The organism is Pandoraea cepalis, from assembly GCF_902459625.1.
GTDB classification, from domain to species: Bacteria; Pseudomonadota; Gammaproteobacteria; order Burkholderiales; family Burkholderiaceae; genus Pandoraea; species Pandoraea cepalis.
The window spans coordinates 122933-137897 of sequence record NZ_CABPRY010000008.1 but is presented as its reverse complement, the minus strand read 5'-3'; the positions used below and the strand labels follow the sequence as shown (position 1 = coordinate 137897).

Annotated in this window: 10 protein-coding genes and 1 riboswitch; of the genes, 6 read left to right on the top strand and 4 right to left on the bottom strand. The window is 64.8% G+C overall.

Annotated features, from left to right (window positions below):
• Positions 1-33 precede the first annotated feature (33 nt).
• The 4 genes from PCE31107_RS16900 (at position 34) to PCE31107_RS16885 (ending at position 5344) form a co-directional block, all read left to right on the top strand.
• Positions 34-1074 (top strand): adenosine deaminase, encoded by a 1041-nt coding sequence (locus tag PCE31107_RS16900; protein ID WP_150609954.1) that lies wholly within the window; start codon positions 34-36, stop codon positions 1072-1074.
• A gap of 277 nt (positions 1075-1351) precedes the next feature.
• On the top strand, positions 1352-2776 hold the full coding sequence (locus PCE31107_RS16895) for an NCS2 family permease (protein ID WP_240756015.1): 1425 nt from the start codon (positions 1352-1354) through the stop codon (positions 2774-2776).
• Between the two features lie 19 nt (positions 2777-2795).
• Positions 2796-4133: a guanine deaminase gene (gene guaD / locus PCE31107_RS16890; RefSeq protein ID WP_130026544.1), complete on the top strand. Its 1338-nt coding sequence runs from the start codon at positions 2796-2798 to the stop codon at positions 4131-4133.
• 452 nt (positions 4134-4585) lie between these two features.
• Positions 4586-4770, top strand: a riboswitch (yybP-ykoY riboswitch).
• Positions 4771-4786: 16 nt separating this feature from the next.
• A complete protein-coding gene (locus tag PCE31107_RS16885; protein WP_130027900.1) occupies positions 4787-5344 on the top strand; it encodes a TMEM165/GDT1 family protein in 558 nt (185 codons plus the stop codon).
• Positions 5345-5504: 160 nt separating this feature from the next.
• Here the strand turns inward: PCE31107_RS16885 and PCE31107_RS16880 are convergent, their stop codons facing one another.
• A complete protein-coding gene (locus PCE31107_RS16880) occupies positions 5505-6122 on the bottom strand; it encodes a DUF4136 domain-containing protein (RefSeq protein ID WP_174966700.1) in 618 nt (205 codons plus the stop codon).
• A gap of 200 nt (positions 6123-6322) precedes the next feature.
• Here PCE31107_RS16880 and pepN point away from each other — a divergent pair, with 200 nt between their 5' ends.
• The gene (pepN, locus tag PCE31107_RS16875; RefSeq protein WP_150609951.1) at positions 6323-9034 is read left to right on the top strand and encodes an aminopeptidase N; all 2712 of its coding nucleotides are present in this window, start codon (positions 6323-6325) and stop codon (positions 9032-9034) included.
• A 108-nt stretch (positions 9035-9142) separates the two neighbouring features.
• Here the strand turns inward: pepN and metE are convergent, their stop codons facing one another.
• Positions 9143-11455, bottom strand: a complete 2313-nt coding sequence (gene metE / locus PCE31107_RS16870) for a 5-methyltetrahydropteroyltriglutamate--homocysteine S-methyltransferase (protein WP_150609949.1) — start codon at positions 11453-11455, stop codon at positions 9143-9145.
• 132 nt (positions 11456-11587) lie between these two features.
• Here metE and PCE31107_RS16865 point away from each other — a divergent pair, with 132 nt between their 5' ends.
• A complete protein-coding gene (locus PCE31107_RS16865; protein ID WP_150609947.1) occupies positions 11588-12511 on the top strand; it encodes a LysR family transcriptional regulator in 924 nt (307 codons plus the stop codon).
• A 34-nt stretch (positions 12512-12545) separates the two neighbouring features.
• Here the strand turns inward: PCE31107_RS16865 and PCE31107_RS16860 are convergent, their stop codons facing one another.
• Complete coding sequence (locus tag PCE31107_RS16860; protein ID WP_150609945.1) at positions 12546-13139, bottom strand: class I SAM-dependent methyltransferase; 594 nt, start codon at positions 13137-13139, stop codon at positions 12546-12548.
• A 57-nt stretch (positions 13140-13196) separates the two neighbouring features.
• Positions 13197-14615: an MFS transporter gene (locus tag PCE31107_RS16855; RefSeq protein WP_150609943.1), complete on the bottom strand. Its 1419-nt coding sequence runs from the start codon at positions 14613-14615 to the stop codon at positions 13197-13199.
• Positions 14616-14965 lie beyond the last annotated feature (350 nt).

The window sequence follows — 14965 nt, the reverse complement described above, 5'->3', positions numbered from 1 at the left end:
AATCCCGCCCATCCCCCTCATCAACACCTAGTCATGCCACTCACGCCCGAACTCGCCAAGACCCTTTGCGCCATGCCCAAGGCGGAGCTGCACGTGCATATCGAGGGCACTCTGGAGCCCGAACTGATCTTCCGGCTCGCCGCGCGCAACCACGTCACGCTGCCCTACCCGAGTGTAGAGGCCCTGCGCGACGCCTACGCCTTCACCGATCTGCAGTCGTTCCTGGACATCTACTACGCGGGCGCGAGCGTCTTGCTCACCGAAGACGATTTCTACGACATGACGCGCGCCTACCTTGCGCGCGCGGCCGCCGACAACATCCGCCATACGGAAATCTTTTTCGATCCGCAGACGCACACCGCGCGCGGCGTGTCGATGGCGACGGTGATCCACGGCATCGAACGCGCACTGGCCGAAGCCGAGACGCAGCACGGCATCACAAGCCGCCTGATCCTCTGCTTCCTGCGTCATCTGCCCGAAGCGGATGCCCTGCAAACGCTGGAAACGGCGCTGCCGTATTTCAACAGCCACGGGCACCGGCTCGTCGGCGTAGGCCTCGATTCGTCCGAGCAGGGCCACCCACCCGCCAAATTCGCGCGCGTGTTCGCGCGGTGCCGCGAGTTGGGGCTGCACCTCGTGGCGCATGCCGGGGAAGAAGGGCCGCCCGCGTACATTCACGAGGCGCTGGACGTGCTGCACGTCGAGCGTGTGGACCACGGCGTTCGCGCTATTGAAGACGAGGCGCTGCTCGAGCGTCTGGCCCGGGAAAAGATCGCGCTGACAGTGTGCCCGCTGTCGAACATCCGCCTCAAGGTGTTCGACCATATGGGTCAGCACACGCTGCACGCGTTGCTCAAGCGCGGACTGGCCGTCACGATCAACTCGGATGACCCGGCCTACTTCGGCGGCTACCTGAATGAGAACTTCCTCGCCACGTTCGACGCGCTGGACATGACGCTCGACGACGCTTACACGTTGGCAAGGAATAGTTTCGAAGCCTCGTTCATCGACGACGGCGAAAAACGACGCCTGGTGGACGAATTAGCGCGTTTTCGCGCCGCGCAGGCGGGGTAAGCGTTAGCCGAGCCTCGTCGATCGGCCACCCCGAACCGCATCGAACCCCACAACGCCCGAAGGCCTTTCGGGCGTTTTTTTATTCCGGCGCAACGCACACCGCGCCCCCATGCATCGCCACATCATCTCGCGATGATGTGGAACATGCCGCAAGGGGAATATTTTCGCCGGGGCCCGATGCTATTTTTCGAGCGTGCCCAGATAGGCGTCACGCGGTGCCCCCACACCTGCGGCGTCATGCGAGCACGACACCTTAGAACATCGGAGACAACACCCCATGGACTCATCGCTCAGCCCTCCTGCGGGCAGTGCCGCGCCCGAAGCGGCCCACGACAGCGCGCGCGTGGCGGGCGCGCAACCTGTCTCGACCCTCGACCGATATTTCGGCATCACCGCACTCGGATCGACGTTCCGTACGGAAGTGATCGCGGGTATCACGACGTTTCTTGCCGCGATGTACATCATCGTCGTCAACCCGGCCATTCTGTCGAAGACCGGCATGGCGTTCCCGGCGGCCCTGACCGCTACGGTGCTCATCAGCTTTTTCGGCAGTTGCGCGATGGGGCTCTACGCGCGCAATCCGGTGCTGGTCGCACCGGGCATGGGGCTGAACGCGCTGTTCGCGTTCACGATGGTGCACGGCGTGGGCATGCCATGGCAGACCGCACTCGGCTGCGTGTTCTGGTCGGGCATCCTCTTCGCGCTGCTCGCCGCGCTCAATGTGCGACGCTTCGTGGTCGAGGCGATTCCGGCGAACCTGCGCTATGCGATCTCGTGCGGCATCGGCCTGTTCATCACCGTGATCGGCCTCGTCAATGCCCGGCTCGTGGTCGGCGACCCGGTCACCGTCGTGCGGCTGGCCCACTTGTCGCCGCCGACCGTCACGTTCCTCATCGGGCTGGCCATCACGACCGTGCTCGTCGCGCGCCGCGTGAACGGTGCGCTGATGATCGGCATCATCGCGACCACGCTCATGGCCATTCCGGTCGGACGTCTGTGGGGTGACGGCAGCGCGTATTTCCCCAAGGAAATCGCCACGGCTACGTTAGTGAACTTCCACGGTTTCTTCGCCGCGCCCGATTTCTCGGGTATCGGCCAGCTCGATCTACTGGGTGCGCTCAAGGTCGCGTACCTGCCGTTCATCTTCGTGATGCTCTTCACCGCGTTCTTTGATACGCTCTCGACCTTCATGAGCATTGCCGAGGCCGGCAACATGAAGGATCGCGACGGCAATCCGCGCAATATGCGTCAAGCCATGATCGTCGATTCGTTCTCGGTGTTGATCTCCGGCCCGCTCGGCACGAGCCCGGCCAACGCCTATATCGAATCGGCCGCCGGCATTGCGCAAGGCGGACGCACCGGGCTGACCGCCGTCGTCTGCGCCCTGCTGTTTCTGCCGTTCCTGTTCGTGTCCCCGATGCTCTCGCTGGTGCCCGCCATCGCGACAGCCCCGGCGCTGATCCTGGTCGGGGTGTTTATGATGGAGTCCGTGGCGCGCATCGAATGGCACCGCATGGACGAAGCGATTCCGAGCTTCATCGCAGTCGTGATGATTCCGATTTCGTACTCGATCACCGACGGTATTGCCTATAGCTTTCTCGCGTTCGTCGTACTCAAGCTGTTCACGGGACGCGTGAAGGAGATCAAGCCGGCGATGTGGATCGTCGCCGCGCTGGCAGTGCTGCTGCTCACGCAAATGTAACGACGCAAGGACCCAGTACATGTCCACGACACACCAAGCCCTGCGCGCTGTGCGCGCGCAACTGGTCTACTTCACGCACGATCCGTCGCGCGCCTACCTCGACGGCTCGCCCGGCACCGTGCACCACACCGACGGCCTCGTTGCCTTCGAGAATGGGCGCATCACCGCTGTGGGCGACTACGCGAAGGTGGCCCCCACGCTGCCCGACGGCACGCCGATCGAAGATTTGCGCGACAAGGTCGTCACGCCCGGCTTCATTGACACGCACATCCACTATCCGCAGACGGACATGATCGCGTCGCCCGCGCCGGGACTGCTGCCGTGGCTCGAGAAGTACACATTCCCGACCGAGCGCCGTTTCGAGAATCCGGCGTACGCGGCCGACGTCGCCCAGTTCTTCCTGGACGAACTGCTGCGTGTCGGCACCACGAGCGCGCTCGTGTACTGCACGGTGCACCCCGGCTCGGTCGATGCGTTCTTCAAGGCCAGCGACGCGCGCAATCTGCGCATGATCGCCGGCAAGGTGATGATGGATCGCAACTGCCCCGAATTCCTGCGCGACACAGCCGAGAGCGGCGCGCGCGACAGCGAGGCGCTGATTCAACGATGGCACAACCAGGGACGCCAGCTCTACGCGCTCACGCCGCGCTTCGCGCCGACATCGACCGAAGCCCAATTGGGCGTTTGCGGCGAACTCGCCACGCAGTATCCGGACGTGTTCATCCAGAGCCACGTGGCCGAAAACACCGACGAGGTCGAATGGGTGCGCTCGCTGTTTCCCGGGCATCGCAGCTACCTCGACGTGTACGACCACTACAAGCTGCTGCGCAAGCGCGCCGTGTACGGCCATTGCATCTGGCTTGACGAGCATGATCGTCGCCGCATGTTCGAGACGGGCACCGTCGCCGCGCATTGCCCGACGTCGAACCAGTTCCTCGGCAGTGGTCTTTTCGACTTCGCGGCGGCGGAAGCGAGCCGCATGCCAGTGACGCTCGCGACCGACGTGGGCGGCGGCTCGACCTTCTCGATGCTGCAGACGATGAACGAGGCCCACAAGGTGGCGCGGTTGTCGGGCTATCACCTGTCGGCCGAACGCATGTTCTATCTGGCCACCGAAGGCGCCGCGCACGCGCTGGATCTGCACGGCACCATCGGCACGCTGGCCGTGGGCGCCGAGGCCGACTTCGTGGTGCTCGACCCGAAGGCCACCCCGCTGCTCGCCCGTCGCACGGCACTGGCCGAATCGCTCGAAGAGCTGCTGTTCGCATTCGCCATGCTTGGCGACGATCGTGCCATCGCCACGACCTACGCCGCCGGCCAGCCGGTGCATCGCCGCACTGACGCACTGATGCACTGATGCCCCGCGCGCCCGCACGGGCGTTCGGGTCGTTCGGGTCGTTCGGGTCGTTCGGGTCGTTCGGGTCGTTTGGGACGTTTGGGACGTTTGGGACGTTTGGGACGTCTGGGACGTCTGGGATGTCTGGGATGTCTGGGATGTCTGGGATGTTTGGGATGTTTGGGACGTTTGGGACGTTTGGGACGCTGCGAGACGTTGCAAGACGCTGTGAGACATCACGGAGCGTCACGACTTACGCGAGAGAACGCGCGCCGTCGCCTTGGCACGACGCGCATTCCCTCGCGGTCACCGGTCGCGCGCAAGGGGCATGCGGCCGGGGATCTCCTTGGGCAGCCGATCGGCTGCCCTTTTTTCCTTGCCGGGTGTGCGCTCATCAAGTGCCCGACAAGCCCCCATCCAGCGGACAACGTCCCCCCGTCATGCCCCCGTCACGCGACAAATGCTATAATCCGCTCCGATTCATTGGGGAGTAGCCGCCCTGTCAGAGACGATGGTCTTCGGCAGGGGCGTACGTCAACAGACTTGGCCGATTCCGGCTATGGCGTGCGCAGCCCTCGGGCCTGGCGAGACCGATGACGATGCTTCCGCCAACCGGGCCGGGACGCATGGTCATTGGCTCGCGCATTCACGGCCCGGCGGAGATAAAAAATACGATGTCCCCCTTCCTGGTCTCGACCGGTGTGGTCGCGCTCGCTGAAATCGGCGATAAAACCCAACTGCTGTCCCTCGTGCTCGCCGCGCGCTTCAAGAAGCCCGTGCCGATCATTCTTGGCATTCTCGTCGCCACCCTCGTCAATCATGGCTTTGCCGGTGCCGTCGGCGAATGGCTGTCCACGGCCATCAGTCCCGCCATCATGAAGTGGGCCGTCGTCGCGTCGTTCCTCGGCATGGCGATCTGGATTCTCATCCCCGACAAGCTCGATGACGAAGAGACCACCACGCGACGCAAGTTCGGCGTGTTCGTGACGACCGTCTTCACGTTCTTCATCGCCGAGATGGGCGACAAGACGCAGATCGCCACGGTGATGCTCGCCGCGCGCTACCAGGACTTCTTCGGCGTCGTGGCCGGCACCACGCTCGGCATGATGCTGGCCAACGTGCCGGCCGTGCTCGTGGGCCACAAATTCGCCGGTCGTCTGCCGACCAAGACCGTACACGCCGTGGCCGCCGTGATCTTCGCAGTGCTCGGCATCATCACGTTGATGCAGTAAACAGCAAACGCCAAGGCGAGTCGCGCGTTTCGAAGACACATCGCCTCGCCTTGGCGTAAGTCTGTCGCATGCCGTTCGTCGGCGCGATCTCTGGATGACCGCCCGACGTCCGCCGGGTCTAACCTACCGCCTTACCGCCCTCGGCCGGCCTGACGCCCGCCTAACGCCCGACCTTCTGCTCGACATTGATCGTGCGCCCGCTTGGCAACGGCAACTGCTTGAGCGCGGCGTCGATCAGGTATGGCATGGCGGAGGCCAGCGACGTGCCTGCGTCACTGGTATTGGCCTGCACTCGGTAGACCTCCTTGCCGCTCGCACGGTCCGTGAAGCGCAACTGCAAACCCGCCAGCCCATACGAATAATCCCGCTGGACGTACGCGGGCGGCGCGCCGAACGGGTAGCCGTAACCGCCCCACGGACGTCCCCAAGGCCCCCAGGGGCCCCACGGGCCGGGCCCAAACATCGGATCGTAGACGGGCTCGGCCACGCGCATCATCTGTTGGGTGATGCCGTAGCTCATCCCGACCAGATAGTGCGCGCTCGACGAGCTTCGTTCGCTGAAGCCGTCTCCGGCCAGACGCGTTCGCAGCCACTGCTCGTAAGTCGCGTGCTCCTGATTGTTCTGCTGTTCGGGCGTGCGCACGAGCGCGTAAGTTCGCGGGCCGTCGAAGCCCGGTGCATCGCCGAACGCGGTCACCTGACTCGTGACCGTGCTGGCACACCCCGCCAGCAAAACACTGACGACGGCCAACGTCGCCAAGGCCCATCGTTTCCCCATGATCGCCTGCTCCAGTAAGCGGCCAGGCGCACCGCCGTGCCCCCGTCGCGCCGATTTAAACATAGGACGGCGCAGCGCGCACATCCGAAACCTTTGACGGCGGCGCCGACACAAAATTCAGCAAATCGCTCGCCTGAACGCCAAGGCGCCGCCACTCCGTTACAATTTGCAAATCCTTGGCCGTCCGCAAAACACCGTCCATGCTCAGAACCGACCTCGCAGGTGTCATCCAACGCTCCGACTATACGCCCCCGGCGTATCTGATCGACACCGTCCAACTCGACTTCGACCTCGCCCCCGACGTCACCACCGTCACCAGCCGCATGCGCGTGCGCCGCAACCCGGCGGGTCCGGGCGGCGCGCTCGAAATGGTGGGGCAAGGCCTGCAACTGGTGAGCCTCGAACTCGACGGCAAGCCCTGGCCCGGCTACCGCACCGGCGAGGAAACGCTCACGGTCGACGCGCCCCCCGAGGCCTTCGACCTCATGCTCGTCACGCGCTGTCGCCCCCAGGAGAACACGTCGCTCATGGGGCTGTATGTCTCGGGCGGCAACTTCTTCACGCAATGCGAAGCCGAGGGCTTTCGCAAGATCACGTACTTCCTCGACCGCCCGGATGTGATGGCAACGTACACCGTGACGCTGCGCGCCGATCGCGAAGCGTATCCGGTGCTGCTGGCCAACGGCAACCTCATCGATCAGGGCGACCTGCCCGATGGCCGTCATTTCGCCGTCTGGGACGACCCGTTCAAGAAGCCCAGCTACCTGTTCGCCCTGGTCGCCGGTCAACTGGTGTGCCGTGAGGAGCACCTCGTCGCCGGCGACGGCCGCGAGAAGCTGCTCCAGGTCTGGGTACAGCCGCAGGACCTGGAAAAGACCGAACATGCGATGGATTCGCTGGTCAACTCGATCCGGTGGGACGAGCAGCGCTTCGGCCGCGTGCTCGATCTCGACCGCTTCATGATCGTGGCCGTGAGCGACTTCAACATGGGGGCGATGGAGAACAAGGGTCTGAACATCTTCAATACGAAGTATGTGCTGGCCGATGCCGCCACCGCCACCGACGACGACTTCGGCAACATCGAAGCCGTGGTGGGCCACGAGTACTTCCACAACTGGACCGGCAATCGCGTGACCTGCCGCGACTGGTTCCAGCTGAGCCTGAAGGAAGGCCTGACCGTGTTCCGCGATCAGGAATTCTCGGCCGACATGATGGGCTCCGAGTCGGGCCGCGCCGTCAAGCGTATCGACGACGTGCGCGTGCTGCGCCAGGCCCAGTTCCCGGAAGACGCCGGTCCGATGGCGCACCCGGTGCGTCCCGAGAGCTACGTCGAAATCAACAACTTCTACACGGTCACCGTCTACGAAAAGGGCGCCGAGGTCGTGCGCATGTATCAGACGCTGCTCGGGCGCGAGGGCTTCCGCCGGGGCATGGACCTGTACTTCGAGCGTCACGATGGGCAGGCGGTCACGTGCGACGAGTTCCGCGCCGCGATGGCCGATGCCAATCAGCGCGATCTCACGCAGTTTGGCCGCTGGTACAGCCAGGCCGGCACCCCGCGCGTGAGCGTCGAAGCCGCCTATGACGAGGCCGCGCGCACCTATACCCTCACTCTGACTCAGCGCTGCCCGAAGGTCGGCGTGGAATTGCAGGACAGCCAGCTCGTCAAGCAGCCGTTCCATATCCCGTTCGCCGTCGGCCTGCTCGATCGCGACGGTCGCGACATGGCACTGCGTCTGGCCGGTGAGCCCGGCGATGCGCCGGCCGCCACCACGCAGGTGCTCGACTTCACGCAGGAGCGCCAGAGCTTCACGTTCGTCGACGTGCCGCACAACCCGATGCCGTCGCTGCTGCGCGGCTTCTCGGCGCCGGTGATCGTCGAGCACGAGTACACCATCGACGAACTCGCGTTCCTCATGGCGCACGACAGCGATCCGTTCAACCGCTGGGAGGCGGGACAGCGGCTGGCCACGCGTCAGTTGCTGGCGCTCGTCGAATCGATTCAGATGGGCCAATTGCCGAGCGTGGACAGCTATGTGCTCGAAGCCTTCCGCCAGGTGCTGCGCGACGAGACGCTCGACCCCGCCTTCCGCGCACAAGCACTCACGCTCCCGGCCGAATCGTATCTCGGCGAGCAGATGACGGAAATCGACCCGGCGGCCATTCACGCGGCGCGTCAATATCTGCGTCAGCGACTGGCCGCATCGCTGCATACCGAGTGGCTCGCCGCGTATCACAACCATCGCGTGCCGGGCGCCTACCGCCCGGACGCCGCCTCGGCGGGCGAGCGCGCGCTGAAGAACCTCGCGCTGTCGTACCTGATGGAACTCTCGGATGCGGGTATCGCGCAGACCGCGCGTACCCAATACGACTCGGCCGACAACATGACCGACCGTTTCGCCGCGCTCACCGCGCTCGTGCAACGCGGCGGCGCCGCGCGCGAAAGCGACGCGGCACATGGGTCGCACCATGCCGCCGAGGTGCTGGCAGACTTCTATCAGCGCTTCGAGCACGAGCCGCTCGCCATCGACAAGTGGTTCGCGCTGCAAGCCATGCAACGCGGCGACGGCGGCCATTGCGTGATCGACGGGGTGCGCGCCCTCATGGGGCATCCGGCTTTTACGCTGAAGAACCCCAACCGCGCGCGTTCGCTGATTTTCAGCTTCTGCAGCGGCAATCCCGCGCAGTTCCATGCGGCCGACGGTTCCGGTTATCGATTCTGGGTCGAGCAGGTCCTCGCGCTCGACGCACTGAATCCGCAGGTGGCCGCCCGGCTGGCTCGCGTGCTCGACCGCTGGCGCAAATACACGCCGGCCCTGCGCGAGCGCATGCGTGAGGCGTTGCAGCAAGTCTCGCAGCACGCGGCACTGTCGAAGGATGTGCGCGAGATCGTCGAGAAATCGCTCGCCTGAGCCGCGCCGCCCTGTGCTGAACTGACCCGCAAGCCCGAAACGCCGCCGATGCTTCCCGCATCGGCGGCGTTTTGTCGTGGGTGCCATGCGAGGGAGAGGGGCGCGGCGTCAGGCAGCCAGCACCTGTCCTTGTCCTTGCGCCACAGTCAGGCGCGTACGCACGGCATTCGCGGCCGCGACCAGATTCGTCAGCGCGCTATCGACCTGCGCCCAGTCGCGGGTCTTTAAACCGCAATCGGGGTTGATCCACAGACGCTCGGCAGGAATGCGTGCGAGCGCAGCCTCGATCAGACGCTCCATTTCCGCCTGCGACGGCACGCGCGGCGAGTGAATGTCATACACGCCCGGCCCGATCTCGTTCGGATACGCAAAGGCTTCGAAAGCGCCCAGTAGTTCCATGTCGGAGCGCGTGGTCTCGATGGAGATCACGTCGGCGTCGAGCGCGGCAATCGACGGCAGAATGTCGTGGAACTCCGAATAGCACATATGCGTATGGATCTGCGTGTCGTCAGCCACGCCCGATGAACACACGCGAAACGCGCGAACCGCCCACGCCAGATACGACGGCCAATCCCCCTCGCGCAGCGGTAGCCCCTCGCGTAGCGCAGGTTCGTCGATCTGAATCACGCGCACGCCGGCCTTTTCCAGCGCCGCCACTTCCTCGCGAAGCGCCAGCGCGATTTGCAACGCCGTGACTTCGCGCGGTTGGTCGTCGCGCACAAACGACCATTGCAGCATCGTTACCGGCCCGGTCAGCATGCCCTTGACCGGTTTGTCAGTGAGTTGCTGCGCGTAAGCGCTCCACGTGACGGTCATCGGCTCGGGCAGGTACACGTCGCCATAGATCACCGGCGGCTTCACGCAGCGCGAGCCGTAGCTCTGCACCCAGCCTTGCTCGGTGATCACGAAGCCCCACAGCAGATCGCCGAAGTACTCGACCATGTCGTTGCGTTCGGCCTCGCCGTGCACGAGCACGTCGAGGCCGTAAGCTTCCTGCTTCTCGACGGCCAGACGAATCTGCGCACGCATCGTTTCCAGGTAATCGAGATGCGAGAGGGCGCGTCGCTTGAAGTCGGCTCGTGCCCGACGAATCGCCGGCGTTTGCGGGAACGATCCGATGGTCGTCGTCGGCAGTACGGGCAGCTTGAGCCACGCGCGCTGAGCGCTGGCACGCGTTGGGTAGTCGGACGCACGGCGCGCGTGCGCGTCGGTGAGCGCCGCGAGACGCTTTTGCACCACGCTGTTGTGAATGCGCGGCGACGTCCGACGCGCGGCCTGCGCGGTGGCATCGGCGACGAAGGCGGCGCTTACGTCGGCGCTCGCGAACGCCGCAGCGTCCAGCGAGCGGCGCAGCAGCGCCACTTCAGCAAGCTTCTGCACGGCGAAGGCGAGCCAAGTGCGCACTTCCTTGTCCAGACGGCCCTCGCTCGCCAGATCGACCGGGCAGTGCATCAGCGAGCCGCTCGACGCCACCCACAGCCGGTCCCCGAGCGCATCCGCCAACGGCGCGAGCAGCGCCCTCGCCTTCGTCAGATCGCAACGCCAGACGTTTCGGCTATCGACCACTCCCACAGACAGCACCTTCTGTTGCGGCCACTGCGCGGCGAATGTGTCGAGTTGCTTTGGTGCACGCACACCGTCGAGATGCACCCCGGCCACGGGCAACGCCGCCAGCAGCGCCGCGTGCTCGCTGACATCGCCAAAGTACGTGGCGAGCAGCAATGATGGGGCGATGGGCGCGAGACGGTGATACACAGAGGTGAAGGCGTCGCGCCACGGCTCGGGCAGGTCGAGCGCCAGAATCGGCTCGTCGATCTGCACCCACGTCACGCCTTGCGTCTTCAGGCGCGCCAGTACCCGCTCATATTGCGTGAGCAGGTCGGGCAGCAACGAGAGACGGTCGGCCAGGCCGTTCTTCTCTTTGCCCAGGTACAGCAGCGAAAGCGGGCCGAGCAACACCGGCTTGACGCTTCCGCCCTCGGCCAGCGCTTCCGCCACGTCGTCGAACAGCCACTCGGTGCCCTCGCCGAAACGGGTCTGCGGCGAGTATTCCGGCACGAGATAGTGGTAATTCGTATCGAACCACTTCGTCATTTCCATCGCGCTTTGGCCAGCATCGCCCCGCGCAGCGACGAAGTAGTCGTCGAGGCTCAGCGCTGCGGGCGCCCGGCCAAAACGCGCCGGCAGCCCGCCGACGAGCGCCAGCGTCGAGAGCACGTGGTCGTACCAATGGAAGTCGCCAACGGTGATCCAGTCGAGCCCCGCCTCGCGCTGCGCGCGCCGATTGGCCGCGCGAATCTGCCGCCCGGTCTCCTGCAACGCCGAGGCGCTCATCTCGCCGCGCCAGAACGCCTCGACGGCGAATTTGAGTTCACGGTGTGCGCCGATGCGCGGCAATCCGAGTACGTGGGCCTGAGCCATGGGGGTGTCCTTCCGGGAAGCGTGCGATGTTGCGAAGTCGTCTACGGGCAATGCCCGTCCAGGCTGGCAGTATCCGGGTCATCCGTGTATTATTCAAACGAAAGTTTTTGCTATTTATTATTAATTTTATTCATGCAACGCACACCCATCGAACTTCGCCATCTACAGACGCTGCTCGCGTTGCGCGATACAGGCAGCGTTTCGCGTGCGGCGTTGTGGCTGCACCTGACGCAGTCCGCGCTCTCTCATCAGATCAAGGCACTGGAGGATTTCTACGGCTTGCCGTTGTTCGTGCGCAAGTCGTCGCCGCTGGTGTTCACCCCCGCGGGCAAGCGGCTGCTGGCGTTGGCGGAGGAAGTCGTGCCGGCGGTCGACGAAGCGGGCCGCGACCTCACGCGGCTTGCACAAGGCACCCAGGGCACGCTGCGCATCGCAGTCGAATGCCACACGTGTTTCGATTGGCTGATGCCCGCGATGGATGCCTTCCGGCAACGCTGGCCGGAAGTCGAACTCGATATCGTGTCGGGCTTTCATGCCGACCCCATCGGGCTGTTGCATCAGGACCGCGCCGATCTGGCGATCATTTCCGAACGTGAGGAAGGCGAGGCGGTCGACTTCCACCCGCTGTTCCGCTTCCAGATGATCGCGATCATGGCGAACGACCATCCGCTCGCCGGCAAACCGTATCTCGACGCCGTGGACTTCCGTGACGAAACGCTCATCACCTATCCCGTGCCCGACGACATGCTCGATATCGTGCGTCAGGTGCTGCGTCCCGCAGGGATCGAGCCGACGCGCCGCACCACCGAGTTGACGGTGGCGATTCTGCAACTGGTCGCCAGCCGGCGCGGGCTGGCGGCTCTGCCGCTGTGGGCCGTGTCGGGGTATCTCGAGCGACGCTATGTGAGCGCGCGCCCGATCACGCCACAGGGGCTCACCGCCGAACTCTGGGCGGCAACGTTGCCGGCGATCACCGCGCGTCCCTATATCGGCGAATTCGTCTCGCTCATGCGCGAGACGAGCCTGCTCACGCTACCGGAAATCGAATTGCTCTGACGCGGCGTCGCGCGGTCAATCGCCATGCCCGGTGTCAAGCCGGGCGCCGTACGACCAGACGGCACACTCGCTTACCGGAACTCGCGCTGGTGACGTCCTCCTCGTGCAAGGCTACGCCGCCGTGAAGGGCAGCGCGCACCACGTCGGGCGAGAAGGCGCTATAGAGCCGTCCGTCGGCATGGCGAAGATCGTCACCCTCGGTGACACGCCAGGAAACGTAAAGCACGCCTCCAGGACGCACGAGCGCCCAGAGCCGGGCGGCCGCCTGCGGCACTTCATTCGCGGGCAGATGCATCAGCACCGTCTCGCACATCACGTTATCGAACTGCGTCGTCACGCCTTCCAGTCCCGGGAGGTGCCCGACGTGAAACGTCACCGACGCAAACGATTGACGCGCCAGGTCGACGAGTGCGGGCGAACTGTCGTAGCCCACCACGTCGAACCCTTGCTGCGCGAGCCAGGCGGCATCGCGTCCGTTGCCGCAGCCCACATCGATCGTGCGTCCACCGGGGACGAAATGGCGCACCAGCAGTGCGTACATGTCGTGAGGCGGCGGCTGGTTGCGCCAGTCCTCGTTGTAACGAACGGCGTTGGCCTCGTAGGCCGCTTCTGTTTGCAGATCCGTCATGATCGGCGACTCCGAAAGCAAGCGGGGAATGGCCGCGTCGGCGCGCGGCGCTATGCCTTACTGCGAGATCTTCTCCAGCGCGATGTCACGTGTGCGCGGACCCATCAGGCCAATGGCAAGCATGACGATCAGCATCGCGCACGAGATGAACACGAACACCCCGGTTACCCCGAAATGGCGCAACGCGGCGGCGATCAGGAATGCCGTGAAGATCGCCGAGAAGCGGCTCCACGAATAGACGAAGCCGACGGCGCGCGCCCGGATCCCCGTGGGGAACAGTTCGGTCTGGTACGCGTGATAGCTGTAAGACATGATGTTGTTCGCGAGCGTCAGGCCGATCCCCATTGCCACGAGCAGGAACGACGACGTCACCTGCGAGAACGCGATCCCACACACGATACCGATGCCGGCCGTCCACACGATGGCGTGCTTGCGCTCGACCTTGTCGGCCATCCACAGCCCGATCAGCGGACCCACGGGGGCGGCCAGCGCGATCACGCTGGCGTATGCCAGACTCGTCGTCACGGTAATTCCCTGTTTGATGAGCAGCGTAGGCACCCAGTTGGCGAAGCCGTAGAAGCCGACCGTCTGGAAGATGTTGAACAGAATCATCATGATCGCGCGCTTGCGATACGGCGGTGCCCACATGTCGCGGAACGCGCCCTTCGGCACGACCCGCTCCGGCTCGCCCGGGGGTGGCAGCGGTTTGCCGTACTCGCGGGCGACCTTCGCTTCCAGTTCGCAGAGGACCCGGTCCGCCTCGTCGAGGCGCCCCTTCTGCGCCAGCCAGCGCGGGCTCTCCGGCAGCGCGCGGCGAATCCACCAGACGAACACCGCACCATGGGCGCCGATGAGCACCACCCAGCGCCAGCCCGCCAGGCCGAGGAACTCGCGCGGCACGAGCCAGTAGGCGAGCAGCGCAACGACCGGCACGGCGGTGAAGCCGACCGCCTGTTCGCACGCGAACGCCCGACCGCGAATCTGCTTGGGTACGAGTTCGGCAATATAGGTGCCGATCGTCACCAGCTCCACGCCGATGCCAAGCCCCACTACGAAGCGCCAGAAGTTGAGACCCGTGGCGGTATCCTGAAACGCCATGATGACGTTGGCCACCGTGTACCAGAGCAGCGAGCCCGTGAACACGGCGCGACGGCCGTACCGATCCGCGAGAAAGCCGCAGGCGATGGTGCCGATGAACAGACCGGTGAACAGCGCCGCGATGAAGCTCGCCACGCCCGTCATCCCGAACAGCCCCGATGTCGTAGGCGTCAGGATGCCGCTTTTCACCAGCCCGGGCGCCACATAGCCCGTGTAAAGCAGGTCGTAGAGTTCGAAGAAGAAGCCGAGACTGAGCAGCACCACCAGTTTCCAGACGGTGCGTGTCGGAGGCAGACGGTCGAGGCGGGCGGAAATATCGCCGGGGCTCAGGCGGGTTGCCGCGGCGGGCGCTTGAGCGGCGCGAGGCATGGAAGGCATTGAAGCGTCGGGGGATAGCATGGAAATCGTCTCCGGGCCCGCTCGGTCATGGCCGAACAGATCATTGTCCGACGCGTCCCGGCCGACCGGCTGGCAGGCAATCGCCAGACGAGCCTTGGCCGGCGCATCGGATACACCATGAATCGACAGGCAAGGGGGCGAAATTGTGCCGCGAATGACACCGCGCCTGTCAGCTTTGCGACGTAGTACGAAAAATGGCGATATTCATCAAGTCCGCGCACCGCGCACGATGACCGAAACGTCGGACAGGAACCGAATGCAGCCACCGAAACGAACGTCGCAGCCGAACCGTGTTCCCGAAGACAGCATAGCGGCGCGGTTTGCACCCT